This is a genomic window from Stenotrophomonas indicatrix, assembly GCA_041545745.1.
Classification (GTDB): domain Bacteria; phylum Pseudomonadota; class Gammaproteobacteria; order Xanthomonadales; family Xanthomonadaceae; genus Stenotrophomonas; species Stenotrophomonas indicatrix_A.
This window is the reverse complement of the sequence record CP168152.1, coordinates 2,800,214-2,824,962: the sequence shown is the minus strand read 5'-3', so window position 1 is coordinate 2,824,962 and position 24,749 is coordinate 2,800,214. Positions and strand designations below refer to the sequence as shown.

Annotated in this window: 23 protein-coding genes; 16 read left to right on the top strand and 7 right to left on the bottom strand. The window is 61.6% G+C overall.

Translation table 11 applies throughout. The features are described from left to right. Positions 1-12 precede the first annotated feature (12 nt). The 4 genes from ACEF39_RS13010 to ACEF39_RS12995 form a co-directional block, all read right to left on the bottom strand. Entirely contained in the window at positions 13-3,075 is a 3,063-nt protein-coding gene (locus tag ACEF39_RS13010) for an efflux RND transporter permease subunit (protein WP_500285344.1), read from the bottom strand. Then, entirely contained in the window at positions 3,072-4,073 is a 1,002-nt protein-coding gene (locus tag ACEF39_RS13005; RefSeq protein WP_500285343.1) for an efflux RND transporter periplasmic adaptor subunit, read from the bottom strand. Before ACEF39_RS13005 ends, ACEF39_RS13010 begins: the two co-directional genes overlap by 4 nt. 113 nt (positions 4,074-4,186) lie before the next feature. Then, positions 4,187-4,978, bottom strand: coding sequence for a MipA/OmpV family protein (locus ACEF39_RS13000; protein WP_500285342.1), 792 nt, complete (start codon positions 4,976-4,978; stop codon positions 4,187-4,189). Positions 4,979-4,988: 10 nt separating this feature from the next. Next, entirely contained in the window at positions 4,989-6,272 is a 1,284-nt protein-coding gene (locus ACEF39_RS12995; protein ID WP_500285341.1) for a TolC family protein, read from the bottom strand. 436 nt (positions 6,273-6,708) lie between these two features. Between ACEF39_RS12995 and ACEF39_RS12990 the strand changes: the two genes are divergently transcribed. The 12 genes from ACEF39_RS12990 (at position 6,709) to ACEF39_RS12935 (ending at position 17,237) form a co-directional block, all read left to right on the top strand. Continuing rightward, positions 6,709-7,440: a response regulator transcription factor gene (locus tag ACEF39_RS12990; RefSeq protein WP_500285340.1), complete on the top strand. Its 732-nt coding sequence runs from the start codon at positions 6,709-6,711 to the stop codon at positions 7,438-7,440. Then, positions 7,437-8,627, top strand: a complete 1,191-nt coding sequence (locus ACEF39_RS12985) for a sensor histidine kinase (protein WP_500285339.1) — start codon at positions 7,437-7,439, stop codon at positions 8,625-8,627. The genes ACEF39_RS12990 and ACEF39_RS12985 overlap by 4 nt, the downstream gene beginning before the upstream one ends. 416 nt (positions 8,628-9,043) lie before the next feature. Next, the gene (locus ACEF39_RS12980; protein WP_500285338.1) at positions 9,044-10,237 is read left to right on the top strand and encodes an acetyltransferase domain-containing protein; all 1,194 of its coding nucleotides are present in this window, start codon (positions 9,044-9,046) and stop codon (positions 10,235-10,237) included. Positions 10,238-10,416: 179 nt separating this feature from the next. Beyond that, complete coding sequence (locus ACEF39_RS12975) at positions 10,417-11,211, top strand: SDR family NAD(P)-dependent oxidoreductase (RefSeq protein ID WP_500285337.1); 795 nt, start codon at positions 10,417-10,419, stop codon at positions 11,209-11,211. A 23-nt stretch (positions 11,212-11,234) separates the two neighbouring features. Next, on the top strand, positions 11,235-11,576 hold the full coding sequence (locus ACEF39_RS12970) for a carboxymuconolactone decarboxylase family protein (RefSeq protein WP_495219538.1): 342 nt from the start codon (positions 11,235-11,237) through the stop codon (positions 11,574-11,576). Between the two features lie 96 nt (positions 11,577-11,672). After that, positions 11,673-12,236, top strand: a complete 564-nt coding sequence (locus tag ACEF39_RS12965; RefSeq protein ID WP_495219539.1) for a TetR/AcrR family transcriptional regulator — start codon at positions 11,673-11,675, stop codon at positions 12,234-12,236. A gap of 110 nt (positions 12,237-12,346) precedes the next feature. Continuing rightward, complete coding sequence (locus ACEF39_RS12960) at positions 12,347-13,027, top strand: DsbA family oxidoreductase (RefSeq protein ID WP_265953198.1); 681 nt, start codon at positions 12,347-12,349, stop codon at positions 13,025-13,027. Between the two features lie 106 nt (positions 13,028-13,133). Then, a complete protein-coding gene (locus ACEF39_RS12955) occupies positions 13,134-13,694 on the top strand; it encodes an OsmC family protein (RefSeq protein ID WP_049450039.1) in 561 nt (186 codons plus the stop codon). A gap of 70 nt (positions 13,695-13,764) precedes the next feature. Continuing rightward, entirely contained in the window at positions 13,765-14,886 is a 1,122-nt protein-coding gene (locus ACEF39_RS12950) for an alkene reductase (protein ID WP_500285336.1), read from the top strand. Between the two features lie 40 nt (positions 14,887-14,926). Then, on the top strand, positions 14,927-15,256 hold the full coding sequence (trxA, locus tag ACEF39_RS12945) for a thioredoxin (RefSeq protein ID WP_070425419.1): 330 nt from the start codon (positions 14,927-14,929) through the stop codon (positions 15,254-15,256). 57 nt (positions 15,257-15,313) lie between these two features. Beyond that, a complete protein-coding gene (locus ACEF39_RS12940; protein WP_083279772.1) occupies positions 15,314-15,679 on the top strand; it encodes a thioredoxin family protein in 366 nt (121 codons plus the stop codon). A gap of 115 nt (positions 15,680-15,794) precedes the next feature. Beyond that, on the top strand, positions 15,795-17,237 hold the full coding sequence (locus ACEF39_RS12935) for a dihydrolipoyl dehydrogenase (protein ID WP_392421665.1): 1,443 nt from the start codon (positions 15,795-15,797) through the stop codon (positions 17,235-17,237). A 76-nt stretch (positions 17,238-17,313) separates the two neighbouring features. On the opposite strand, the gene ACEF39_RS12930 is transcribed toward ACEF39_RS12935, so the two are convergent. Next, positions 17,314-17,985 carry a response regulator gene (locus ACEF39_RS12930; protein WP_265953194.1) on the bottom strand — a complete coding sequence of 224 codons (672 nt, stop codon included), beginning with the start codon at positions 17,983-17,985 and terminating at the stop codon, positions 17,314-17,316. 147 nt (positions 17,986-18,132) lie between these two features. Here ACEF39_RS12930 and dsbD point away from each other — a divergent pair, with 147 nt between their 5' ends. Genes dsbD through dsbG form a run of 3 tightly spaced genes read left to right on the top strand, consistent with a single transcriptional unit; the run spans position 18,133 to position 21,781 of the window. Then, complete coding sequence (dsbD, locus tag ACEF39_RS12925) at positions 18,133-20,109, top strand: protein-disulfide reductase DsbD (protein WP_500285335.1); 1,977 nt, start codon at positions 18,133-18,135, stop codon at positions 20,107-20,109. Between the two features lie 20 nt (positions 20,110-20,129). Then, entirely contained in the window at positions 20,130-20,951 is an 822-nt protein-coding gene (locus ACEF39_RS12920) for a TlpA disulfide reductase family protein (protein WP_265953192.1), read from the top strand. Further along, positions 20,948-21,781, top strand: coding sequence for a thiol:disulfide interchange protein DsbG (gene dsbG, locus ACEF39_RS12915; RefSeq protein ID WP_500285334.1), 834 nt, complete (start codon positions 20,948-20,950; stop codon positions 21,779-21,781). Before ACEF39_RS12920 ends, dsbG begins: the two co-directional genes overlap by 4 nt. Positions 21,782-21,826: 45 nt before the next feature. Here the strand turns inward: dsbG and ACEF39_RS12910 are convergent, their stop codons facing one another. Beyond that, complete coding sequence (locus ACEF39_RS12910) at positions 21,827-23,173, bottom strand: ATP-binding protein (RefSeq protein WP_500285333.1); 1,347 nt, start codon at positions 23,171-23,173, stop codon at positions 21,827-21,829. A gap of 185 nt (positions 23,174-23,358) precedes the next feature. After that, positions 23,359-24,267: a LysR family transcriptional regulator gene (locus ACEF39_RS12905; protein ID WP_265955852.1), complete on the bottom strand. Its 909-nt coding sequence runs from the start codon at positions 24,265-24,267 to the stop codon at positions 23,359-23,361. A 155-nt stretch (positions 24,268-24,422) separates the two neighbouring features. Between ACEF39_RS12905 and ACEF39_RS12900 the strand changes: the two genes are divergently transcribed. Further along, a complete protein-coding gene (locus tag ACEF39_RS12900) occupies positions 24,423-24,749 on the top strand; it encodes a hypothetical protein (protein WP_265955850.1) in 327 nt (108 codons plus the stop codon).

Here is a 24,749-nt window from a genome sequence, read left to right as displayed (position 1 = left end):
TGTTCCCCGCCATTAGTGCGCATCCTCAAGTCGGATGCGAGCGCTGAACAGCCAGTCGTAAAGGGCGGGAATGAGGCCCAGCGTCACAAGGGTGCCCAACGCCAAACCGCCGATCATCGTGATCGCCATGCCAGTCCAAAGCGGGCCGGCGAACAGCATCAACGGAACCAGGCCGACGATGCAGGTGAGCTTGGTCATAAGGATAGGGCGAAGCCGCTTCACGGCAGCCGATACGACAGCCTCGCGCCGCGGCAGCCCCTCTTCAAGCTCCGCCTCAATGCGCTCAAGCAGCAGGACTGCGTTGTTGACGATGATCCCGGCCAACGCAAGCAGCCCAAACGTGGCCATGAAGCCGAATGGGTAACCGGTGATCAGCAGTGCCAGCGAGGCACCGATGAGGACAAACGGGATGCTGGCGATGACGATGAAGGCCTTGCGGAAAGAATTGAATTGCCAAACGAACAGCAGAAGGATTGCGCCCAGCGCATGGGGCATGAAGCCGAGCAACGCGTCGTTGGCCTCCGCTGCATCTTCCATTTCGCCTCCCAGCTCTATGCGGTAGCCAGGCGGTAGCTTGATGGCCGCGATCTCGGACTTAAGGGCAGCGACAATCTCACTGGTGGTCATCCCAGGATTCTTGCCGGTGACTGTCAGCGACCGCATCAAGTTGCGACGCACGATCGTGGACGGCTCGCTGGACGCTTCGACAGTGGCGATCGCGCCCAACGGCACTGCCTTGCCGGACGTGCTGGAATAGACCAACGTGTCCTCGGGACGAGCCGTCGGTGCTCGCTCGCTGGCAGTGGAGCGAAGGATGACGGGCGTGGCAGTGCCATCGCTGTGCAGGCGTGTGGCCTCGGCGCCGCTGTAGCGGTAGCGCAGCGAGTCGGCGATATCGTTGTTGCTTACGCCCGCCGCTTTCGAGGTGGCCGCGTCCACCTTGACGGCGTAGCGCGGGGTGCGCTTTCCCCAGTCGTCGTAGACATCCTGCGTGCCGCCAAGCGCCCCAAGCTTTGCGCTCACTTCCTCGCCGATGCGGCGCAGGTCGTCCTCGTCTGTCCCGTAGATCCGATAGACGGCCACGCCGGCTTCCGTTGTGCCAAGGGAGAACCGCTTGGGATCGGCGCGCACCGTTGGATAGGCGGTCAATACGTGCTCGCGGGCACGGCGGATCACAGCATCGATATCCGTGCCCGGAGCCACGCTCACCGTGAAGTAACCCACGTTGGACGCGGGAAGCGGCGGTGTCAGGCCAAGCACGATCCGTGGTCCGCCATCGGCCACATAGCCAATGCTTTCTGTGACCTCGGGGTTCTGCTTCTTATCAGCAAACCATGCACTGAGCTCGGTGACCACCTTTCTGGTTTCGGTCGATGCGGCCCCAGGCTCCAACGTGACAGACATCTGGAACTGCAAACGATCCGACTTCGGCAGGAAGTCGTAGGGCAGGGAGGTCAGGATGACCAGCGCGCCAGTGAGCAGCGCAGCCATGGTCCCGATGAAGACAAGCTTGTGGTCCAGCACTTTGGCGATGAGGCGGCTGTAACCTTGGTAAAGCCTGCTCTGATACTGGCCGTCATCCTCTGCGCGGACGTGGACCTTGGCGAACCGGATGCACAGCAAAGGCGTCACGGTGATGCTCAATATCCAGGAGCCCAGCAGCGTGACGGCCAGCACAATCGCCAATGATCGCAGATATTCGTTTGTAGAGGTCTGACCGAAGAAGAACGGAGAGAACGCCAGGATGATCACCAGCGAGGACGTCAGCAACGGAATGGCTAGGGTCCTTCCAGCGTCTACGCAAGCGCTTATCCGCTCCTGCCCATGTGCAAGGCGGCGCTCAATGTCCTCAGCAATGACAATGCCGTTGTCGACCAGAAGTCCCAGGGCAAGGATGATCGCGGCGATCGACACGGTCTGGAGTTCCACGCCGAGTGCGCGCATCGCCACCAACGAACCGAGGATGGTCAGGGGCACAATGGCCCCAACGATGAGTCCGGTCCTCCACCCGAGGAACAGCATGACGACCGCCATGACGATGACCACGGTCTCGCCCATAACGTGGTGCATCTTGCCCATTTCGCGTTCCACCACATCGGGCTGGAACGTCACAACGTGCTGCTCGAAGCCAACCGGCAAGGAGGACTGTGTGCGATCCAAGGCAGCGCGCAAGTCCTTGCCAAACGTTTCAATGCTATAGCCCTTGGCCATGGAAACGGCCACGACGACGGCGGGCTTTCCTTTGTAGAGAGCGCCGCCCTCCGGTGGATCCGGCGGCAGAACTCGGACGTCGGCCAGATCGCCCAGCCGGATAACTTGACTCTCCTTGGCATTGGGCACGCTGACCAAGACGTCTGCTAAATCGCGGGCGCTGCGCACTTGGCTGTCTGCAGAGAGGGTCAGCGACAAACCGGCGACAATGGCTTCCCCGCCCGGCGCGAGGACGTTCTTGTCCTTGAGCTGGTCGATGATCGCGTTTGGCGTGGCGCCGGTCGATGCGAGCTTGGACCGGTCAAAGTCCACGTAAACCCGGTCCTCTTGCAGTCCGTACATGGTCACCCGCTCGACACCCGGCAGGCGGTAGAGTTCCTCCCTCATGGCGCGCAGCGGACCCATCATTTCGCTTGTGCTGAACCCGGGGGCGGTGACCGCGATGGAGGCCACGGCGACGCGCCCAAAGTCGTCATCCACCAACGGCCCCTGTGTGCCTGGTGGTAGATCGGCCGATGCCTCTGCCGCTTCGGCGCGCACACGCTGCCAAAGGGTCGGGAGATCATCGACGCTGTCCTGGGCCGTCAATTGGATCAGGGCGCTACCAGGGCGAATGGTCGACACGACTCGCTTGATGCCGGCCACTTCGCGCAACCGCTCCTCGAGCGGTTTGGCAATGCGCTCTTCCACTTCCTCGCTGGGCAGGCCTGGAAGTGCAGCGGACACCAGCGCTTCACGGATGGTGACGGACGGCTCTTCTTGAGAGGGAAAGCCAAAGAAGGTGAAGACGCCGCCGAACAAAAGCAGCAGGCAGGCGAACACCGTCAGGCGGCTGGACTTGATCGCCGATTGGGTAAGGTTCATCGCGCTTCCCCTTGTCCGAGCTGGGACTGGCTTTTATAGAGCCGGACCTTTTGGCCATCCGTAAGATAGCTGGCACCCGCGGTGACGACCAAGGCGTCGTCGGCAAGCCCTTCAAGGATCTCCACTTGGCTTCCTTGATAGCTACCAACGCGCACGCGTACTTTCTTCACGGTTTGATGGTCCGGCGAAAAAATGAAGACGTCGGCCGACCCGGCGATGCTGGTGGGGACAAGGCTTGAGACGGGCACCGACAGTGCCTTGCCGTCAGTGTCGGCTTGGACCAACACATGGATCAGTGAGCCGGGAAGCAGCTGAGCCGCACCGTCTGCGGCTTTTAGCAGAACCGGTACGGTCCCTGCCGTCGACTCGTGCTGCGCTACCGATCGCAGGGCCAGCGGGATGAGGACGTTTCCGGGCTGCCGCGCAGAGGCCGTGGCCCCTGCTTGGAGGGTCTTCGCGATGTTGGCCGGCACATCGGCGGCGACCTCGGTCTGCCCGCTGCCCTGCACGTCCACGATCGCTTGGCCAGCGGCGACGTCAACGGACGGCTCGCTGTGGCGCGCGATGACTTGGCCGTCAAAGGGCGCTCGGATGACGCTGTGATCGACCGAGCGCTGCGCGAGCGCCAAGTCGGCCTGGGCACTGTTGAGTTCCGCCTTGGAGGCCTCCAGCGCGGCGCGGGCTTGGGTCAGGCTGACTTGCGCCACGGCGCCGTCCTTGAACATGGCTTCTTGCTGATTGAACTGAAGCTGGCGCTCTGCCAGCGCTGCACGTGCCGCGTTCATCTGAGAGCTGGCGCGGACGAACTGTTGCTGGACGGGGAGGGGATCAAGGAGTGCGAGCACTTGGCCTTTGCGAATCGTGTCCCCGATGTCAACGTGGATCGCCTTGATCCGTCCCGCCTGCTCAAAACTGAGCTTCGCCCTGGAGGACCGGCGAACGGTGCCGATGAACTCGGCCGAGGTGCGTGATGCATGCGCCGCTGCTTCAACTTTCACACTTCGGACCTGGGCGGGCGGCGCAGGTTCCTGGCTGCACGCGGATAGCCCAGTGATGGAGAGGCCAAGAAGGGCACGGATCGCTAGCGGGTGGAAGAGCGCCATCTTCTGTCTCAGTAAGTGTAGGTAAGGGCCACGTTCCCGAAGACGCTGTTGCGTCGCTCGATGACGGAGCTGCCGCTTACGTCGTGCGCGTAGCGCATCGCATTGATCTGCGCGATGCCCATCCAACGCTCTCCAAACTTGTGCTCCCAGCGAACGCCGGCGGCGTAAGCGTTGATGCCCGAGTCGGCGGAGAAGGCCCGACGTCCGGTGGTTGCGGCCTGAGCGGTGCTGACTCCGTAGTAGGCTTGGTTGAAATCGCGATCCCCGCCGTGCACATCTGCCGTGAGGAACACATCGTCGGAATTGCCATTGAAGAGTTTTGCTTCCGTGCCCAAGCGGTAGCGGAGACGGTGCGCCGACGATCGCAAGGCGTATTCCGCTTCCGCTGAGACGTTGAAGCGATCGCCCAATGGCTGAACCAGCATGGTCTTCGTGGTTACGGAGCCAGGAACGCGACCCATCCCCTTCAAGGTATCTGAGCCAGGGCGCCAAGAGCTGTCCTTCTCCAAGCGGCCCAAATCGTAATAGACCGATTGGGAGAGGTAGAGGCCGTTGCCGAACTGATACTGCAGGCCCGCTCCGCGGGTGGAGTCGAAGAACAGGATGCCCCGCTGGACGGACAGCACTGGCACAAGGATCGCTTGGCTCTCATCCGAACCCGCATACAGCGGGCCGTAGAGCACGCCGGCCCCCAACGTGGCTTCCATCTTGTCGCCCCAGAGGTCGGCAGATTGAGCGGCCGGCGCCGCCAGCAGTGCGGCAACTCCAAGCAGGACAGTTGTTGTGGTCTTGGTGATCATGTTGGAAACCTCAGTGGGTATTGGAAGAAGAAGGTAGAGCGGGAGCAGTTGCATAGAACGCATGGGACAGAGCGATCCGGGAAAGCGCTAAGTCCTGCTGAGCGGCGATTCGGTCGGCACTGGCATTGGCCGCATCGATGCGGGCCTGGGGACCGTCCAAGGCGTTTTGCAGGCCCGCATCAACGCGACGGATCAGTCGCTCTGTCCTGCCGACGACGGCGAGCTCCTTCGTCCGAGCAGCGCTATAGGACCGCTCGGCCTGGGCCCGGGAGCCCAAGGCATCGGCGACATCGACAAATGCGCGCTGGACAGCCTTCTCGTATTGAACGACGCCCTGCTGCTGGCGGACCCAAGCGAGATCCAGCGCTTGGTTGTTCCGCCCGAAGTCGAAGATGGGAAGCCGCAGGGTGGGCGAGAACGTCCACGCTTTTGAGGCGGAAAAGACACCGCCCAAGCTCTCGCTGGCCGAACCAAGGGACGTGGTAAGTTGGATGGACGGAAAGAAGGCCGCGCGAGCGGCGCCGATGTCAGCGTGGGCTGCCCGCAACTGGGCTTCTGCCTCAAGCACCTCAGGGCGCTGGTAGAGGACAGAAGAATCCAAGCCACCGTAACGGGCCGTGTCGCGGGAGCCGTCGAGGAAGAGCGACAGGTTCGGGTCCGGCAGCGCCGAGTCAAAACCAACCAAGAACCGCAGCGCGCGCTCTTGGGCTTTGGCGGCCTCCGCAGCCTTGGCCGAGTTGGCGTCTGCTTGTGCGGCCAAGCTTTCCGCGTCACGAAGCTCGTCGCGTGCGATCATCCCGAGCGCTTGTCGGCGTTCTGCGAGTCGAAGCTGTTCCTGGGCGCTCCTGGAAATCAGTGCCGCTTGGGTCTCCGTGTCTTTGGCTGCGGAGTAAAGCGCATAGGCGCGAAGTGTTTCGCCAATGAGCGCTCCCCGGGCCGCATCACGGCCGTGTTCGGAGGCTTCCCACCGAAGCCCTTCGGCGGCGGCCAACGACCTGAGACGCCCGAAGAAGTCGGGATCGAACTCGGACAGTCCGACGGTCGCCATGGACAGGTCCTGCTGGTAGCGCTGGTCCAGCGCTGGATCTCCGAACCGTTGCTTGCTTTTGACGATTTGACCGTCCAGCCGCGGCAGTCGCGCGCTGTTGCTCTGGCCGGCCTGCGCCCGGGCAAGTCGCACGTTGAGCTCTGCAAGCCGGTAGTCGGGGCTGCGGCAAAGCGCCGCTTTGACCATGGCGTCTAGCTCGCTGCTCTGGGTCGTCGCCCGGACAAAACCGACGTCGTCCTCGCGCAACGCCTCCGCGCAAGGTCCTTTATGGGCCGAGGAGCCGCTTGCCAGGCCTGGCCGCTCCGGGATGGCCACGGCGGGGCGTATGTATTGGGGGGCCAGGGAGCACCCTGCTAGCCCAGCCAAGCCCAAGACAGCTGCTGAGCTAACCAGGACTGGTCGTAGCCAGTGGACCGTCGAGCAAGAATTCACGGGTTAACCCACGTTCGCCAGAGAAGTGCGCGCAGCTTGAGGGCCGCTCCTCAAGATTCTTTGTGGTCTTTGTTGAGATTCGATCAATCCACGAAGGAAAATGACGCTTGCTCAGGCAGGCGCTTTGTTCCTGAGCCGAGATACGGAAAAACGGGACGATCCACGCAGTCGTGGTGGCAGTGGAGTCGGAGTAGTGGTAAGAATGGCGCGCCGTCTCGACGGTTCCCGACCAATTATCAAGATTTGATCAATGACTTTTTCGGATTCTATGAATTCGGCGTCCATCCCTTCGAACGACAAGCGGGTGCTGGTGGTTGAGGACGACGCAGACGGCGCCAGTATCCTGGAGGCTTACCTCCGCAAGGACGGGTTTTTCGTGGCAGTAGCCCATGATGGCCTGCAGGCCCTGGAGCTTTTCGCGCAGTGGCGTCCGCACTTGGTGCTTCTGGACATCATGCTGCCGAAGATGAGCGGCATTGATGTCCTATCGGCCATCCGCAAGGCGGCCGACACGCCGGTGATCATGGTGACCGCAGTGGGAGATGAGCCGGAAAAGCTGGGGGCTCTGCGATACGGTGCAGACGACTATGTAGTGAAGCCTTACAGCCCTCGCGAGGTCGTGGCTCGGGTTCATGCTGTGCTGCGCCGGGTATTACCCGGCCGAGGAAAGGAGAAGGTGCTCCAGCACGGGCGGCTCACAGTGGACGCGGAGGCGGTGAGGGTATCGGTTGAATCCGAGTCCTCGAATGGGCCGTCGGTGGTCGATCTGACACCAACCGAGTTCAACATCCTCTATGCGCTTTTGCGCACCCCATTTAAGGCGTTCACGCGCGCGGAGCTGCTCGAAGGCGTTGCTGCCACGAGTGATTCGTTGAACCGGGTGGTCGACACGCATGTCCACAACATTCGCAAGAAGCTCGAGCACCATGGGATCACCGGTGTCCTGGTGACGGTTCGGGGCGTGGGATACCGATTCCAATGAAGTCCGACCGGCATCGTCGAGCGCCGAGCCCGCTATGGACTTGGATTGGCCTTCGAATGAGCGGGCTGGCCGTCGGAGCGGTCAGCTGTGTGGCGTTTGGGATGTGGCTGTATTTTCAATTGAACTACGAACGCGTCCTCAGCACGTTGCCGCCCCAGGTTCAGCAGGAAGTGCGGCGCCTCATCGCCGATCCGCATCTCGACGAAGCTCGGCTTTGGGCACTGTTTCAAGCCAACTACGCAATCGAGAACTTTTTGCCGGGGCTACGCAATCCAGATTGGTTCACACTTCTCGCGTTGCTTGTTACCTCCGTGCCTTTCATCTTCGCCTTTGGCTTCACGATGTCCCGCCCGCTGTCCAGACAGTTCAGCTCGGTGGCAAAGGCTGCGAGGCAAGTGGCTGAAGGGGACTTCTCGGCAAGGGCGGCCGTGAGCCCGCGCGCGCCTCAGGAGTTGTCCGGCTTGGCAGACGATTTCAATGAAATGTCCGCTCGGCTAGAGCAGTATGAGCGGGAGGTTAGGGAGTCCAGCGCGATGTTGGCCCACGAGCTTAGAACCCCGCTGAACGCGGCTATGGGTCGAATTCAGGGCATGGTGGACGACGTCTTCCCGCATTCCAATGATCAGTTGTTGCTGGTGCACCGGCAGCTTGAGCAGATCAATCGCATCGTCGGAGACCTTCATCTGTTGTCGATGGCGCGTGCTGGGGCCCTGAGCTTGGAAGAGGAGCGTCTCCCGCTCGCGGAACTGGTGGCCGAACGCATCCAGTGGGCGGAGTTGGAACTCCAAGCTGCAGGGGTTGCATGCCAGTTGGATTTGGATGCTGGCATCGAGGTCCAAGCCGACCGGCTGCGGATGGGCCAAGTGGTGACCATCGTGGTGGACAACTTGCTGCGGTATGCGTCCAGCGGCGGCGTCATGGACGTGTCGCTCAGGCGGGAGGGCGCGCGGGTGACGCTCATTGTTGGTGACCGCGGGCCAGGTGTTGATGAAGCCGACCTCCCGCGCGTCCAAGACCGCTTTTGGAGAGCGGATCGGTCCAGGGCCAGGCACTCTGGGGGCTCGGGACTGGGGCTTTCCATTGCTGGCGCCATATGCGCAGCCCACGGTGGCTCGTTGGTGGTTCGGAACAGGGCGGGCGGCGGCTTGGAGGTGGTGGTCTCGATCAACCGAGACATGGTCCAGTGAGCGGGCGCACTTCCAGAAGGCGGTCCGAGGGTTTTGCTCACACCTCGCAGCTTCAGTCTGACCATCCAGGCGTCCCGGTAGCGCATGGGGTGCGTCTGCGGTAGATCGGTTGGTGAGAGGCGGAGCTTCGAGACGATTGCAATCGCTGAAAGCGCTATCTACATGCTGCGCTGCTTGTGCATGGACATTGGCCACGTACTGCCATCGGATACCGTTGCAAGGGGGGCGGGCCAGAGCTGTATGAGAACTGAGGTGGCGCGTGTTGCAGCGCTTGAGCTAGGTCGATGCGGACCCACTGAGAGTGCCTACGATTTGTGGCGCGTTGTGCAATGTTATAACATGCCGTTTCGCTGGGTGGTCAAAGTGCATGCAGCGAAAGCCCTTGGGTTCTTCGTATAAAGATTTCTGGAGAAAAAATGTCTGGTGTGCCCAATTCGAGCCCAGAAGGTCTCCACTATTCTGGTGGTGTTCGGCAGGGCACCTTCCGCCTACAGAGCATCGATACGCTCCGCGGTTTCGTCATGGTCCTCATGTTGCTCGATCATCTCCGAGAAACCTGGTTCCTTCATGTGCCGGTCGCCGATCCTATAGACGCCAACACAGCGCTGCCAGCGATGTATCTGGCTCGCTTGGCCGCTAGCCTCTGTGCACCAATCTTCGTCGCGCTGACAGGTATTTCGGCATATCTGTTCAGTACGAAGCACACGCTCGCCGAGACACGGGTCTACCTGGTCAAGCGCGGCCTTGTGCTCATGGTCTTGGAAGTGCTTTTCATCTCCGAGCTGTACTGGGGCGTCGCCAGTCCTACCTTCTGGCTCCAGGTTATCTGGTGCATTGGTGTTTGCATGATCATCCTGGCGATGCTGATAGGTCTACCGCACAAGCTGCTGTTGCTTGGCGGATTGGCGATCATGTGCGGGCACAACCTGCTCGATGTCATTCGATTGGAGCCGGGCCAGCCGTTCTTCGCCCTCTGGGCGCTGGTGCACCAGCGCGATGTAATCGAGTTGCCCTTCGGCTTCTATGCTAAGACGACCTATCCGGTTCTGCCGTGGATCGGAGTCATTGTCCTAGGCTATGTGATGGGTCCGTGGTTCCTTCCGAGCGTGGATACCGAAACTAGGACGCGACGCCTGCTTGCACTTGGTGGCGCGATGTTGCTCGCCTTCTTCCTGCTACGCATGTGGAATGGCTACGGTGACAGCCCGTGGTTTGTTGTCGAGGGCGATCTGATACGTACGACGATGAGCTACCTAGCGCTGACCAAGTATCCGCCTTCAATCCTGTTCCTGTTGCTCACCTTGGGAGTGGGAGCCCTGTTACTGGCAGGGGCCGAGCATCTTCGCGAAGGCCGCCTGACAGCTACCTTGGCGATCTTTGGTGGTGCGCCTATGTTCTTCTATCTGTTCCATTTGACCGTGCTACGGCTGCTCTACCACACGGCCTTGGCCATCTGGGGACCCACGCAAGGAGCTGTGTTCGGCGTCGAGAACTACGCTTGGGTGATGGCTTGGTATGTGGCGCTGATCATCCCGCTCTACATCCCCACGGCCTGGTTCTCCAATTTCAAAGCGGCGCGGCGCGACATCACTTGGCTGAAGTACTTCTAAACAGCAGCTTAGGGATAGCGGGATGTGGCTCCACTTCTGCGGAATCGGCTTAACCGACGCCCGTAGCGACTCGTTGTCTGTAGCTGAACGACCTGAATGAAATTCCTTCAGAATGGGCTTGACTCTCCGATATTCCAGGTTTAGCCTACCTACCGATAGGTTGGCAAAGGAGCCATGCAATGAATACGAACGAGTTCTCAGGTCGCAAGCTGTTGGTTGTAGGTGGCACCAGTGGGATCGGCCTGGAGGTCGCCCAAATGGTGGCCGAGCAGGGCGGCGCGGTCGTTGTGGTCGGCAATCGCCCGGAAAAGGCAGAGGTTGCGCGCCAGCAGTTGGCGGCCGTAGCGGGGGAGGGCAAGGCAGCTGCTTTCGCCGCAGATCTCTCGAACCCGGCGAGCGTGCAGACGCTTCTTGCCAAGTTGACGGAGGAACACAGTGACATTGATCTGCTCGTCAATACGGCGGGGATCTTCTATCCGAAGGCCTTCTTGGAGCACTCGATCGAGGACTACAACAACTTCCTCGACCTGAATCGCTCGCTATTCTTCATCACCCAGCAGGTGGCCGCTTCGCTGGTCGCGCAGAAGAAGCCGGGTTCGATCGTCAATGTCACCGCTGTTGCGGCCCGCCAAGCCATCGAAACGGTGAAGGCGCCCGCCTACTCGATGGCCAAGATGGGCTTGGATGCCATGACCAGGCATGTCGCTGCGGAACTGGCGGAGCACGGTATCCGCGTGAACGCAGTCAGCCCCGGCATGGTGGAGACCAAGATCTTTGAGCGTTTTATTCCTGGCGAGCAGCTTGCGGGCGCGTTGGATGGCTTCAAGAACTTCCATCCGCTCGGCCGAAATGGCACGCCGCGCGATGTCGCAGAAACCGTCATCTTCCTGCTGTCCGACAAGGCCTCTTGGGTCACCGGTGCGGTTTGGGACGTGGACGGCGGCGTCATGGCTGCACGCAAGCTCGGCAACTAATCCAAAACACAGAGGTGATCGAAATGGAAAAGAAATGGACCGAAGAGCTGAAGTCGCTCATCAAGCGGGTCAGCAGCTTCAACAAGGCCAATGCTCCTGTGGCCAGCGCCTTCCATAAGCTGGAACTGGCCACCCGTGAGGGCAACGTGCTGGACGCCAAGACGCATGAGCTGATCTCGCTGGCGGTGGCCGTGACCACCCGGTGCGATGGCTGCATCGCCGCACACGCCGGCGCAGCCAAGAAGGCCGGTGCGACCAAGGAAGAGATTGCCGCTGCGTTGGGCACTGCCATATCGCTCAACGCCGGCGCTGCTTACGTCTACTCTTCCCGCGCCCTCGAAGCGTATGAAGAGCTTGGCGCCTAAACCGGGGCCCAACGACCAAAAGAGGCGGGTCGCTGGGCGTTGACTATCTACCATGTGGTAGGTAGAGTTGATTTATCGAAGAGTTGAGGAATTGACATGGCTGTTGGCACACGCGACGCCTTGGTTCAGACCGCTGAAAACTTGATGCGAACCCGCGGCTACAGCGCTTTCAGTTACGCGGACCTGGCCGAGGTGGTGGGCATTCGCAAGGCAAGCATCCACCACCATTTCCCGACCAAGGAAGACTTGGGCGGGGCAATCGTGGAGGACTACATTGAACGTGTCCGCACCGAGTTCGATCGTGTTGAAGTTCAGCACAGCGATGTGGTTGCCCGCCTTGAGGCGTTCTTCCAGATCTTCAAATCTGGTGACGAAGGCCGCTTGCTCCCCCTATGCGGGGCGTTGGCGGCAGAAATGTCCGCCTTGCCGCCGAGTATGCAGCAGTTGACGCAGCGGTTCTTTGAGATGCAGTTGACCTGGCTTACCCGGATGCTTGAGCAAGGCATCAAGCTCAAGCAAATCCCCAAAGGCAGTGGGGCCAGGCAGAAGGCGTTTCTGCTTCTCAGTGTCTTGGAGGGATCCAGCTTCATCAACTGGGCCACCAAAGACGCCGACACGTTGAAGCCCAGCGTCATCCGGCTGATCGTCGAAAACGCTTGATCTTATCGCGGTGCCCCCTCAAGCAATGAGGGCTCGCACGGTATTTTTCTAGACGCGAAACCTACCAACTGAATGGTAGTGCGCAGCTGTTTTGATCTACGGAGAGCTTCATGAAAACGGTCAAGGTGGACATCTGGTCGGACTACGTCTGCCCGTGGTGCTGGATTGCAAAAAAGCGCTTTGAAAAGGCGGTGGATGCGTTGGCAGGGCAGGTCCAGGTTGAGGTGACTCACAAGGCCTATCGCCTTGCGCGAGGTGTCAAGCCGATGGATTACAAGACGGCGCTGTATCAGAAGCTGGGCGGGCCGGCGGGCGCAGATCGGATGATGGCGGCCGTCAGCACGAATGGCATCTTGGAAGGCTTGGTCTACAACTTCGACACCATGCGTTTCGGTGATACGACGGTTGCGCATGCGCTGGTCAAGAGTATCCGCTCCTCGGTCGTGGCCCAGCTGCTGAGCGAGCGCATCTACAAAGCAGCGACCACCGATGGCATCGACATCTTTGACCAAGACGTCCTGGCATTGCTTGCCAAAGAGGTCGGCGTGACGGACACCTTGTTTGAGTTCGACTCTGCCCGCGTCGCCGCAGAGATCGCACGTGACGAAACAGACGCGAACCAGATCGCCAATGGCGTTCCGCTGTTCCTGTTCAACAACAAGGTGTATGTCTCCGGCGCTCGAGAAGTGGACGTGTTTGAACGCGCCATCCTTGATGCCGCCCGTGACATGCCCGCTCCAATGATTGACACCGGCGAAGGCGAAAGCTGCGGCATCGACGGCTGCCATTGAGCCTTCCGGACACGCGACGAAATATCACCAAATCTAAGGAAGTGGCTCGATGCTCTTCCGATGCACTCCAACGCGCCAAGGGCGCATTCTTGAAAGGACCATTCAAATGACCACCAACCTCAACGGCATTGACGTCTCTGCTCTTCAGGCTGTCGCACAAGAAGTCGCCGCAACCACTGAGCCTGCAAAGCGTAGTGCCCGTTTCAACGTGAAGACGAAGTGGGAGAACCAGACCCGCAGCGTTGCGACCGTGAGCCGGTATTCGATCCGCGGTGAAGAGTACAAGCGCCACTTCGAGATTGCCGCGGATGAACCGCTGGAGTTTCTGGGTCAGAACACGGCGCCGAATCCGCAGGAATTGCTCATGGCCGCCCTCAATGCGTGCTTGTCGGTGGGCTATGCGGTCAATGCTGCTGCCATGGGCATCACGATCCACAGCTTGGAAATCGAAACCGATGGCGAGCTCGATCTGCGCGGCGTGCTGGGCCTGGATGAGAGCGTCAATCCTGGCTACGACGAGGTGAGTTACGTGGTTCGGCTGCACACCGATGGATCGCGTGAGCAAGTGGAAGAGCTCCACAAAACCGTTACTAAAACCTCGGTGAACTACGCCAACTTCTCCAAGGCAATCCGCATGGTTCCGAAGCTCGAAGTCGTCGAGGGCTGAGCCTTCCTCCATTCACAGCACCTGTAACAGCAGCCCCTTCGCACTGCGTATTCAATAAAGAGAGACCATCATGAGCAAGCTGTTCACCACCTACGACCTTTCCGGCTTGCCGCTGGCAAACCGCGTCGTCATGGCCCCGATGACCCGCACCCGCACGCCGGAGAACATCCCCAGCGAGCTGACTGCGCTCTACTACGGTCAGCGCGCCTCGGCCGGCCTGATCATCACTGAGGGCCTTCCCGTCTCCGACGAGGGCCGTGGATATCTGTATACCCCCGGTCTCTACACCGATGAGCAGACCGAAGGCTGGCGTAAAGTCACAGATGCGGTGCATGCCAATGGCGGCAAGATCTTTGCCCAGCTCTGGCACGTCGGTAGGCTGTCGCACGTCTCGCTGCAGCCGGGCAACGTCGCGCCGGTCTCGTCGGGTGACGTGCCGGCGACCACCACGATGGTCTATGCGTGGGTCGAACCTGGCAAGGAAGGGCCGGTGCTGCCGAGCAAGCCGCGCGCCCTGACCACCGATGAGGTCAAGCGTGTCATTCAGGACTTCGCCTCTTCTGCGCGTCGTGCCATGGATGCTGGCTTCGATGGCGTCGAACTTATGGCCGCCAACGCGTTCTTGTTCGACCAGTTCCTAAGCAGCAAGCTCAATACCCGCACCGACCAGTATGGTGGATCGATCGAGAACCGTCAGCGCCTGCTGCTGGAGACCATCGACGCGGTCGCGGCTGAAATTGGCGGCGAGAAGGTGGGCGTTCGCGTCTCCCCGTTTGGTCGCATCTACGACATGGAGGCCTTCGAAGGTGAAGTCGAAGCTTGGGCAAGCATGGCCTCGGCGCTGAACGAGCGGACCCTGGCGTTCGTGCACCTGAACTACCAGACCACGATCTCGGCAGCGGGCACGCCTGCCGGCTTTGGCGCGGCGTTCCGGAAGGCTTACCAGGGCACGCTGATCGGTGCAGGCGGGTTCACCCAGGAGCTGGCCGAGGCGGAACTGGCCAAGGGCGAGCTCGACCTGATTGCGTTCGGCACCAACTTTATCTCCAACCCCGACCTGGTGGAGCGGATGAAGAACGGCTGGCCGCTGGCAAAGCCTGATCCGTCGACCTTCTACGGCGTGATCGGGGCAAAGGGCTACACCGACTATCCGACCTACGATGGCGCTCGCGCCGACGCAGCAGTCGTCTGATCAACCACCCCGCGCGTGCGGGCCACAGATGAGGTGTGACATGGCAACCCGTAGCACAACGACTTTCGACTTCGAGTCCGACGTCCTTGAAAGCAAGACGCCGGTGCTGGTGGACTTCTGGGCCCCGTGGTGCCCACCTTGCCGAGCCATCGCGCCTTTCTTGGAAGAGATATCCGATGAGCTTGAAGGCAAGCTCCAGGTGGTCAAGGTCGATATCGATCAGAACCCGGAATTGGCTCAGCGATATGGGGTGCGGTCCATCCCCACCTTGAAAGTGTTCGTGGATGGCAAGGTCGCCAAGGAGATCGTCGGCGCGATGCCTAAGCAGGCTTTGCACGAGCAGATCGCTCCGTTCGTAAAGGGCGAGTAAGCCATAACCAAGCGGGCGCCCTCTGTGGGGCGCCCGCCTAGCAAAGAAGGTGAAGCGATGAACACGTCCGTGCCTTCATGGGCTGGGAAGGTGGAAGAAGTGAACGCCATGGGATTCAACCGCATTGCGCGCTCCACAGCCGATCCTCTTCTGCTCTACATAGGGGCACCATGGTGTCCTCCCTGCAAGACGATGGAGCCTGCTTTCGCTACCGCCGCCGAGGCAATGGGCACAAAGGCCCGGTTCCTCAAGGTGAATGCAGCGACGGATCCGCAGCTGTTGGACTCGTTGAAGGTCGCTGCTGTGCCGATGCTCCTGATGTATGACGAGCAAGGTCAAGAAGTAGGCCGGCTCCTGGGCTCGTTGTCCGCACCGCGTATCGCGCAGTGGGCTCAGAAGCGACTCGATAGCGCACGCCAATAGTCGACAACCGAATACTCCCAAATGTTTGAATCAGCCGTTCACAAGTTGAGGTCGATTCATTCTCCGCCGATCGTGCTGCAATCCACTGCAATGCACTGGCGAAAAGAGGTATCAGATGACTCGTATCAAGGTTGATGTTGCAATCATTGGCGCCGGCAGTGCTGGCATGACGGCCTACCGCGCGGCCAAAGCGCATACCGACAGCCTTGTGGTGATTGAAGGTGGCGTCTATGGCACCACCTGTGCCAGGGTTGGCTGCATGCCAAGCAAGCTGCTCATCAGTGCCGCAGATGCTGCTCATACGCTGACGTTGGCGCCGAGCTTTGGCGTCATGCCTGGAGCAATCAAGGTCGACGGACGGGAAGTAATGGCTCGGGTGCGCCGCGAGCGCGATCGCTTCGTCGGCTTCGTTGTGGAGTCGGTAGAAGCGTGGCCGGAGGAACACCGGCTGCGCGGCAAGGCGACGTTCCTCTCCGCTCATGAGCTTCTGGTCGGATCATCTACCATCGTCGAAGCTGATCGCATCGTTGTAGCGACAGGGTCCAGCCCCTTCGTTCCGGAGGGATGGCGTGAGGCGCTGGGCGACAGGCTTCTTGTGAACGATGACGTTTTTGAGTGGACTGATCTGCCCAGCTCAGTGGCCGTTGTTGGCAGCGGGGTCATCGGCCTTGAGTTGGCACAGGCCCTGCATCGCCTTGGAGTGACGGTTCGCCTTTACGGTCGCAGTCGCTTCATCGGACCGCTGAGCGACCCAGTGGTTGCGGCGGAGGCCACGCGCATCTTCTCTGAAGAAGTTCCTGTGAGCCTGGGCGCAAAGGTCACACCCTCGCTCACGGAGGATGGTCGCGTATTAGTGGTCTCCGAGAATTCTGAGGGTGTTCGCAGCACCGAGACATTCGACTTCTTGATTGCCGCGACAGGTCGTAAGCCCAACATGCTCGGAATCGGCTTGGACAAAGCCGGTATCGGTTTGGACAGCTACGGGCTGCCCATCGTCGACCGCGCTACCGGTCAGAGCACCTGCCCGCACATCTTCGTTGCCGGGGATGCCAATGGGATGGCCGATATCCTTCATGAGGCCGCAGACGACGGCCGCATCGCAGGCGACAACGCGGGCCGCTATCCAAACGTGCGCCCACGCCCGCGCAGGGCGCCTCTGGGGATCGTATTTTCCAACCCCCAGATCACGATGGCAGGCGCTACCTTCCGGCAGTTGACCGAGAGTGGCGCCACGTTTGAGGTTGGAGAGGCATCGTTCGTTGATCAGGGGCGCAGCCGGGTCATGCTGGAGAACCACGGAGTAATCCGTGTCTACGCCGACAGCGCCACAGGAACCTTCTTGGGTGCAGAGATGGTCGGCCCATCGGCCGAACACATTGGCCACCTGCTGTCGTGGAGCGTTCAGCGGCGAGATACCGTCCAGCAGATGATCGACAGCCCGTTCTATCACCCGGTTGTCGAGGAAGGTGTTCGGACGGCTTTGCGTCAAATACAGCGCAAGCTGGTCATCCCACCGCCGCCGCCGGAAAGTTGCTTGGACTGCTTGCCAGGCGCGTAGGTTGGACCATAAATGGCCGTCAAAGTTGGGGGCAAGCAGATCGCTACACGGCCCCCTGCGTGGTGGTTACACATGATTAGCGAGGATCGCTGTCCAGCGCCCACCCAAGCCGGTATCCCATTCCCCTGGCTGTGCTGATGGCTTCGCTTCCCAGCTTTCGGCGCACATTGTGAATATGAACATTGAGGGTGTTTGTGCCGGACTCGGTTGCCAAACCGAAGAGTTTCTCAACCAATGCTTCGGGAGAGATCCACCTCCCGTCCGCACTAGCTAGCTCGGTGAGCAGGTCAATTTCCCTCCGCGACAGAGTGACCGGGTTGCCGTCCAGCCACGCCAAGCCGCTTGCGGGCTCCAGTTTGAGGGGCCCAGCAGCGACAGTCTGCGAGGTGCGACCTTGCGTGCGTCTGACAAGTGCATAAAGGCGCGCAGCGAGCTCCCGCAAGTCGAAGGGCTTGACGAGGTAATCGTCGGCACCGCCCTGTAGCCCGGAAACGCGGGACTCGATGGCATCACGCGCAGACAGGATCAGCACCGGCAGGTGCGTCTCCACCGATCTAAAGACACTGATCAGATCCAACCCTTCGGCATCCGGAAGTCCCAGATCCAACACCACCGCAGCAAAGGAGTCATCAACGTAGATGGCTTCAGCATCTGACGCAGTGGCCGCGTGCGTCACTTCAATGCCGAAGACTCTCAGCCCACTGCAAATTCCGTTGGCAATCAGCACGTCATCTTCGACCAGCAACACCCTCACGCGGCACCTGTATGGAATAGACCGCCGTCAGTATGCCCAAATGCGCTCTCGTAGCGATCGGTATCTGGGGCGAATCGCACTTAATTCTGGCTTAAGTGGCTGGTGGCAATCTCGGGCGTTGAAGAAGACTCTTGGAAGCGCATGCTGTTGTTCCGAACCATCGTCGTAGTGATTGTGCTCGCGTCTGCGAGCATCGCCGCCATGGGCGCCCCTGGCCTGAGTTGGCAACCTGGCCAGCAACAGGCGGACTTCCTGCCTGCGGAGTCAGTCTTTCGGGTGCAGCCGGCAACGACCGATGGAGTGGCCGGCATCAGAACCCTCGCCCGGGTCGCGGAAGGGTATTACGTCTACCGCCCCTCGTTGAAGCTGATCGACAGCGCTGGGCAGGAGCAGACCCTGCGGTTGCCGAAGGGCGTGTCCAAGCAGGACGAGTTCTTCGGCGAGACCGAGGTTTACACAGCGGGCGATCTGCACATTGAGTTGACCGGCGCCGCACCCGGGCCGGCGACCTTGCATTGGCAGGGCTGTGCGGACCAGGGCATCTGCTACCCGCCGCAGGCAGTGGCGCTTGAGGTGCCCAAGACATCGCAGATGCCCGCTGCAGCGGTGGGTAAGAGCGTCTCAGAAGCAGTCATTGCACCGCCGAAAGGCAATCGCGTGGCATCGGCCCCGCCCACCGCCACGGCGCCCACAGCAGCTGTCCAGGATTCGTCGCAGCAGACAGCCCCGAGCTTGCCAGCGGCCGATGGCACCCCGGTCCCCGTTGATGCCGCAGCGGATAGATTGCTCACAACAACCGTGCAGGACCATGACGGTGCTGCCGAGGACCAGCAGACTGCCTCGCGCCTTGCGTCGCTGGGGCCAGTATCGGCTGCGGCGTTGTTCTTCGGGCTTGGACTGTTGCTGGCGTTTACGCCATGCACGCTGCCCATGATTCCCATCGTCTCGACCATCGTGGTCGGCGTGCAGGCCACGCCACGTCGCGCCGCGCTGCTGTCCAGTGCCTACGTCCTGGCAATGGCGGCAACTTATGCAGCACTGGGGGTCGCTGCCGGTCTTGCCGGGTCAAACCTACAGGCAACGCTGCAATCGCCGTTGTTGCTGGGCGCCTTCGCGCTGCTGTTTGTGGTGCTTGCCGCGTCGTTGTTCGGTGCATTCGAACTTCAGCTCCCGACCTGGCTGACGCGTCGCCTTGACCGGGCGGGGCAGCGGCCCGGAGGCAGCGTGCCCGGTGCTGCGGTGCTCGGACTTCTGTCGGCGCTACTGGTGGGGCCGTGCATGACCGCGCCACTTGCCGGTGCGCTGCTCTACATCGGCCAGACTGGCAGCGCCTTCCACGGCGGCCTTGCGTTGTTCGCGCTTGGCGTGGGCATGGGACTGCCGCTGGTGCTGATCGCCGCGTTCGGCGCCCGCATTCTGCCAACGCCTGGGCCGTGGATGGAGCGCGTCAGGATAGCGTTTGGTTACCTGATGCTGGGCATGGCGATCAGCATGCTTTCGCGCTTCCTTCCTGCGTGGAGTGCGCTGATTCTGTGGGGTCTGCTCGCGGTCGCCGTGACCGTGGGGCTGGTCGCCTGGGGCGCGACGACGCAACGCCCGCGGCTCGCCTGGCTCGTGAGGTCGGTCGCCGCTGGTATGGGCGTGTGGGCGGTCGTGCTGGTGGCCGGTGGTGCCTCGGGTGGCACATCGGTGCTACAGCCATTGGAGCACCTTGCCGGCGACCGGAGCGGGGCTGTAGTCGCCGGCAGTCGCCTGGAGTACAAACAGGCCAAGACGGTGCAGGACGTGGAGGCACACATCGCGGCCGCCGGTAGGCAAGGACAGTGGACCCTGATCGACTTCTACGCCGATTGGTGCGTGAGCTGCCACGTGATCGAGCGCAACGTCTTCGGCGACCCCGTCGTAGGCACGCGCTTGTCGTCGATGCAGATCGTGCGGCCGGATGTGACCCGCAACGATGCTTCCGACCAGGCGCTACTGAAGCGGTGGGGCGTGATGGGGCCGCCGACACTCATCCTGATTGATCCGGATGGTCAAGAGCGACGTGCGCAGCGCGTGGTCGGGGAAATCTCGGCGGCCGGCTTCCTTGGCCGCCTGGATGCGGCGGGCGTGCCGTGAACGGACTCGGTCCTGTATCGATGAAGATCCTGCTGGCGGTGGCGGGCATCCTCGCGGGATGGTGGGTGGCGCGACGGCTCGGGCGCTCGCCGGCGTCGGCGCCGCCACGTGCCGCAACGTCGCTGTTCTTCGATGCCTTTTTGGTCGGTGCACTGTCGGCACGACTGGCCTACATCGTTCGCTGGTGGGACGAGTATGCGGCGGCGCCATGGAGCATGCTGACCGTCGGCGATGGCGGATTCGTGTGGTGGGTAGGCGCGCCCATGGCGATCGCTTTCATTGCGTGGCGCGCAAGACGCGCGCGCTCCACCGGAATTGCAGCGGGAGCGGGAGTAACTGCCGCGCTCTGCGTATGGCTGATGCTCTCAGGCGTTCACGGGCTGCTGCTGCGTTCAGCGCCGCCGCTACCAGAGCTGACCCTCGTCGATGTTTCCGGACAGCCGGTGTCGCTGCGCGATCACGCGGGTGCCCCGGTGGTGGTCAACCTATGGGCCACATGGTGCCCGCCTTGCCGGCGCGAAATGCCGGCGTTCCACGCAGCGCAGGCCCGCCATCCCGAAGTGACCTTCCTGATGGTCAACCAAGGCGAATCTGCGGCGGATGCAGAAGCATTTCTGCGCAACAGCGGCCTGCATTTCCCGCATGTGCTGCTGGATTCCAGCTCCTCCACGATGCAGGCGTTGAATACGCGGGCGTTGCCCACCACGGCCATGTTCGACCACGACGGCCGCTTGCTGGACATCCACCTGGGAGAGATGACCCGTGCTGGCCTGGAGGGAAAGCTACAGCGCTATTTCCCTTCGCATTCCCGTTCAACTACCACCTCCAAGGAATCCAAATGAAGCCATCTCAGTTTTTCAGCCTAGCCGCCGTGGCACTCGGACTCGGCCTGCTCAGCGGGTGCTCGCAGGCGGCGCCAGCGGGATCAGGCTCTAATGCGCCCACGCAAGGCATCAATCGTGAGGCCAAGCCCGCTGGAGCTGGTCGTCCTGAGGTGCTGTCTACCCTCGAAGGCCAGGGTATCAATATCGTCGACAGTTTCGATGCAGGCCCTGGGCTTCGGGCGTTCGCTGGGTCGGCTGGTGATCGCCCAATCGGCGTCTATGTAACCGCCGACGGCTCTGCGATTGTGGGCACCCGACTCACGCCGCAGGGACAGCCGGCTGACGAGGAGACGTTGCAAGCGCTAGTTGCCCGTCCCATGGGGGAGAAGGCATGGGCGGAGCTGGGCAAGTCGGCATGGGTGCTGGACGGGAAGGCAGATGCGCCCCGGATCATCTACACCTTCAGCGATGCCAACTGCCCTTACTGCCATAGGTTCTGGGAGGCGGCCCGGCCTTGGGTGTCCGCCGGCAAAGTGCAGCTTCGGCACATCATGGTTGGCATGATCAAGGCCGATAGCCCAGGGAAGGCTGCGGCCATCATGGGGGCAGGCGATCCGTCGGCGGCGCTCCTGGAGAACGAGCAAAACTATGATCGCGGCGGGATCAAGCCCGTCGCTGCGGTTCCAGCTGGGATCAAAACCAAGCTGGACGAACATCAGTTGCTGATGTTTGCCCAGGGGTTCCGTGGCACGCCAGGGGTAGTCGTGAAGCTGCCCGATGGCAGCTTGAGGAAGATCAACGGGATGCCGCAAGGCGAAGATCTTGTGGACATCTTGGGGCCACGCTGACAACGGAGGGGAATCCGGGGCGGGCGGATAGCCCGATGGGGGAGTTCACGGCGGCAAGGTCGGCGCGTGCGCGGGCAGGTCCAGCAACACCTCTAGGCCGCCGCCGTCGCGGGCAACGAACTCCAACCGCCCACCGAAGCGCTCGACGATCGTGCGAACGATGGAGATTCCTAGACCCGAGCCTTCGGCGCCCGCCCTTTCGTGATCGCCACGCCAGAAACGCCGACCAATCTGTTCCGCTTGGTCGGCACTCAGCCCCGGGCCGCGGTCTAACACTGAGAGCAGGCAGCGGCGGCGATCCTTATCCCAGGACATTCGAAGAGCCACCTTGGTATCGACCGGCGAGTAGCGAAGCGCGTTGTCGAGCAGGTTCTTGACGGCGGTTTGCAGCAAGGGCCGGGGCATGGCAACGGTGATGTCCTCGCCGTGATCGCCCAGCTCGATCCGCGATCTCTGCTGCGGCGCTACAGCAAGCACGCTGTCGGCCAAGACATCGGCAAGCGAGACAGACGATTGTTCGAGCATGTCAGGACTGTCGGCACGCACCAACGCGAGCATTTGGTCCAAGGTGTGCCGCAGGCGCCGCACGCCATGTTGGGCATTGTCCAATGCGGGGGCGACCGCATCGCCTGTTGACTGGCGAGCCACCTGTAGGTGTGTGTCGATGATCGTTAGCGGTGTGCGTAGCTCATGAGCGGCGGCGTCTGTGAATGCCCGCTGGTTGTTTACCGTCTTCACCAGGCGTGCCACCAACGCGTTCAGGGATTGCAGCATCGGCTCAAGTTCGGTTGGGTAATGCGCAGCGTCGACCGGGACGACACTGTCGGCGTCTCGTGATGTCAGCTCCTGGGATAGCCTGGTCAGTGGTGCCAAGCCACGGCTGATGCCGATCCACAACACACCAAGTCCACCGATAACCGCGATCAGGAACGGCAGACCAGCGGCAACCAGCATCCGATCAGTCAAGTCCGACCGTTCATCGATTCGATCGGCTGTGGTGACCTGATACGCATCGTCTCGGAGCACGTAGATCCTCCACTCGGTGCCTGCAACGACTTTCGTGGAGAATCCAGTGGGAAGGCGCGCGGCCGAGTTCGTTGGCGGCTCGCCACGGCGAGACAGAACCTCTCCTTGCATGGTGCGGACCTCACAAGCAATGCCTTCATGCGCGGCGCTCTTCAACGCATGATCGAACTGGACTGCTGAGGCGGGGATGTCCAAAGATGTGCGAGAAACCAGCCCTGCTACCATCCTTGCCGACATCGCCAGTCGACCATCGAGGGTGTGTTCCAGCTTTGTCTGGATGCCACTGAGCATCCAGGTTGCCGCGCCTGCCCACAGCAGAAGTAGGGCGAGGCCGGTTAGCATCACAACTCGAAGTCTCAGACTCACGGATCGAACTCCTGACCAACAACGATCACGTCGACTCTCCTTGTTTTGTGAGAGTCAGCGCATGGCTCTCGACGATCTCCAGCCTCCGTCAGATGATATACGGCTCAATGCCAGTGTGTTCCCAGCAGTAACTGAGCGGGGTCCAACCTGGTTCGATTGAGTGGCTGGGTTCGAGCTTTAGGCTGTCATTGATCCCAAGGGGCCTGCTGCCAGCGCCTCAGTAGGAAGTCGCTGAAGGCCGTCAGTCGGCGGGGCACAGGCTCTCGCCGCACCCGCACGATGCTGATCTTCGAGGGGACGGCCTCCCAGTCCGGCAAAACGCGCACCAATCGCCCATCGCGGAGTTCCTCGTGGATGTCCCAGGTTTCGCGCAGCGAGACGCCCAGTCCGGCAAGGCACCAAGCGTGTAGGACGTCGCCGCTGTCGCTACAGAGCGTGCCGCTGACCGTGACAGACTTCTCCCGCCGGCCCATACGCAGCGGCCAGGTGTTTTGCAACAGCCCCGGATAGGCGAACACCAAGCAGTTGTGCCGCTCCAGATCTTCCGGCTGAGCGGGCTGTCCATTCACTTTTAGGTAGGCGGGAGACGCCGCAAGAATCCGCCGGTTGTCGGCCACGCGCCTCGCCACCAGGCGTGAGTCGGCCAGTTCGCCCATGCGGATCGCCAAGTCCAGATCGCCGCTATACAGGTCCTGCACCTGATCGGACAGGCGCAGGTCGAAGCCGACTCGGGGATGTAGACGACAGAAATCGTGGATCGCTGGGGCCACGAACTTGCGCCCGAACGGCATGGGGGCCGTCAGGCGGATGGTGCCGCTTAGTTCTTGGTTGCCGCCGGTCGCCAGTTCCTGCACTTCCTCCAGCACCGCTAGGGCCACGCGGGCACGCTCAGCGATAGCCCGCCCTTCGTCGGTGATGCGCAAGTTGCGGGTGTTGCGCTCGAACAGCGTGGTGCCCAGCGCCTGTTCTAGCCGGGCGATCTGCTTGCTGACCGTCTTGGGCGCGAGGTGCAGGTCGCGTGCGGCGGCGGAAAAGCTGCGCCGGTCCACCACATGCACGAACACCGCCAGATCATCGAGATTGCGCAGAGCCATTTGGGCCATTCCGGGGAAAGTGTTTGTCTATTTTGGTCATTTGAAGGATATATCGGATTCACCAGAATGAGGTTCCTTACCTCGCATACCGCAACGCGCACGCTCCCCTTGGAGGTGCCTGGCGGGGTGCACGACCCGCACCCAGGAGCCTTTCGATGACCCAACGCATTCTCTTCGTCCTGAGCAGCCACGACCGCAAGGGGCCGACTGGCGCCGCCGACACGGCTCCTGGTGGTTTCCGTGTTTCCAAACCCTCGCATCCGCATCGAGTGCTGGCTGACGCGCGCTATTACGACAGCCTGCCGCTCCCGCTTGCCGATGCCGTGCAGGAACGCGGTATCCGGCAATGCCCGAACCGAATCTTCAGCAGAAGGGGGTTAGCCAGCGAGAGGCTGGTGCTGGACCAGAACCCGGCTTCGGCCAAGGGTGTGGCCGAGGCGATGCTGCCGCTGCTGGCAGCGGCATCCGTGGGTCGGATCTAA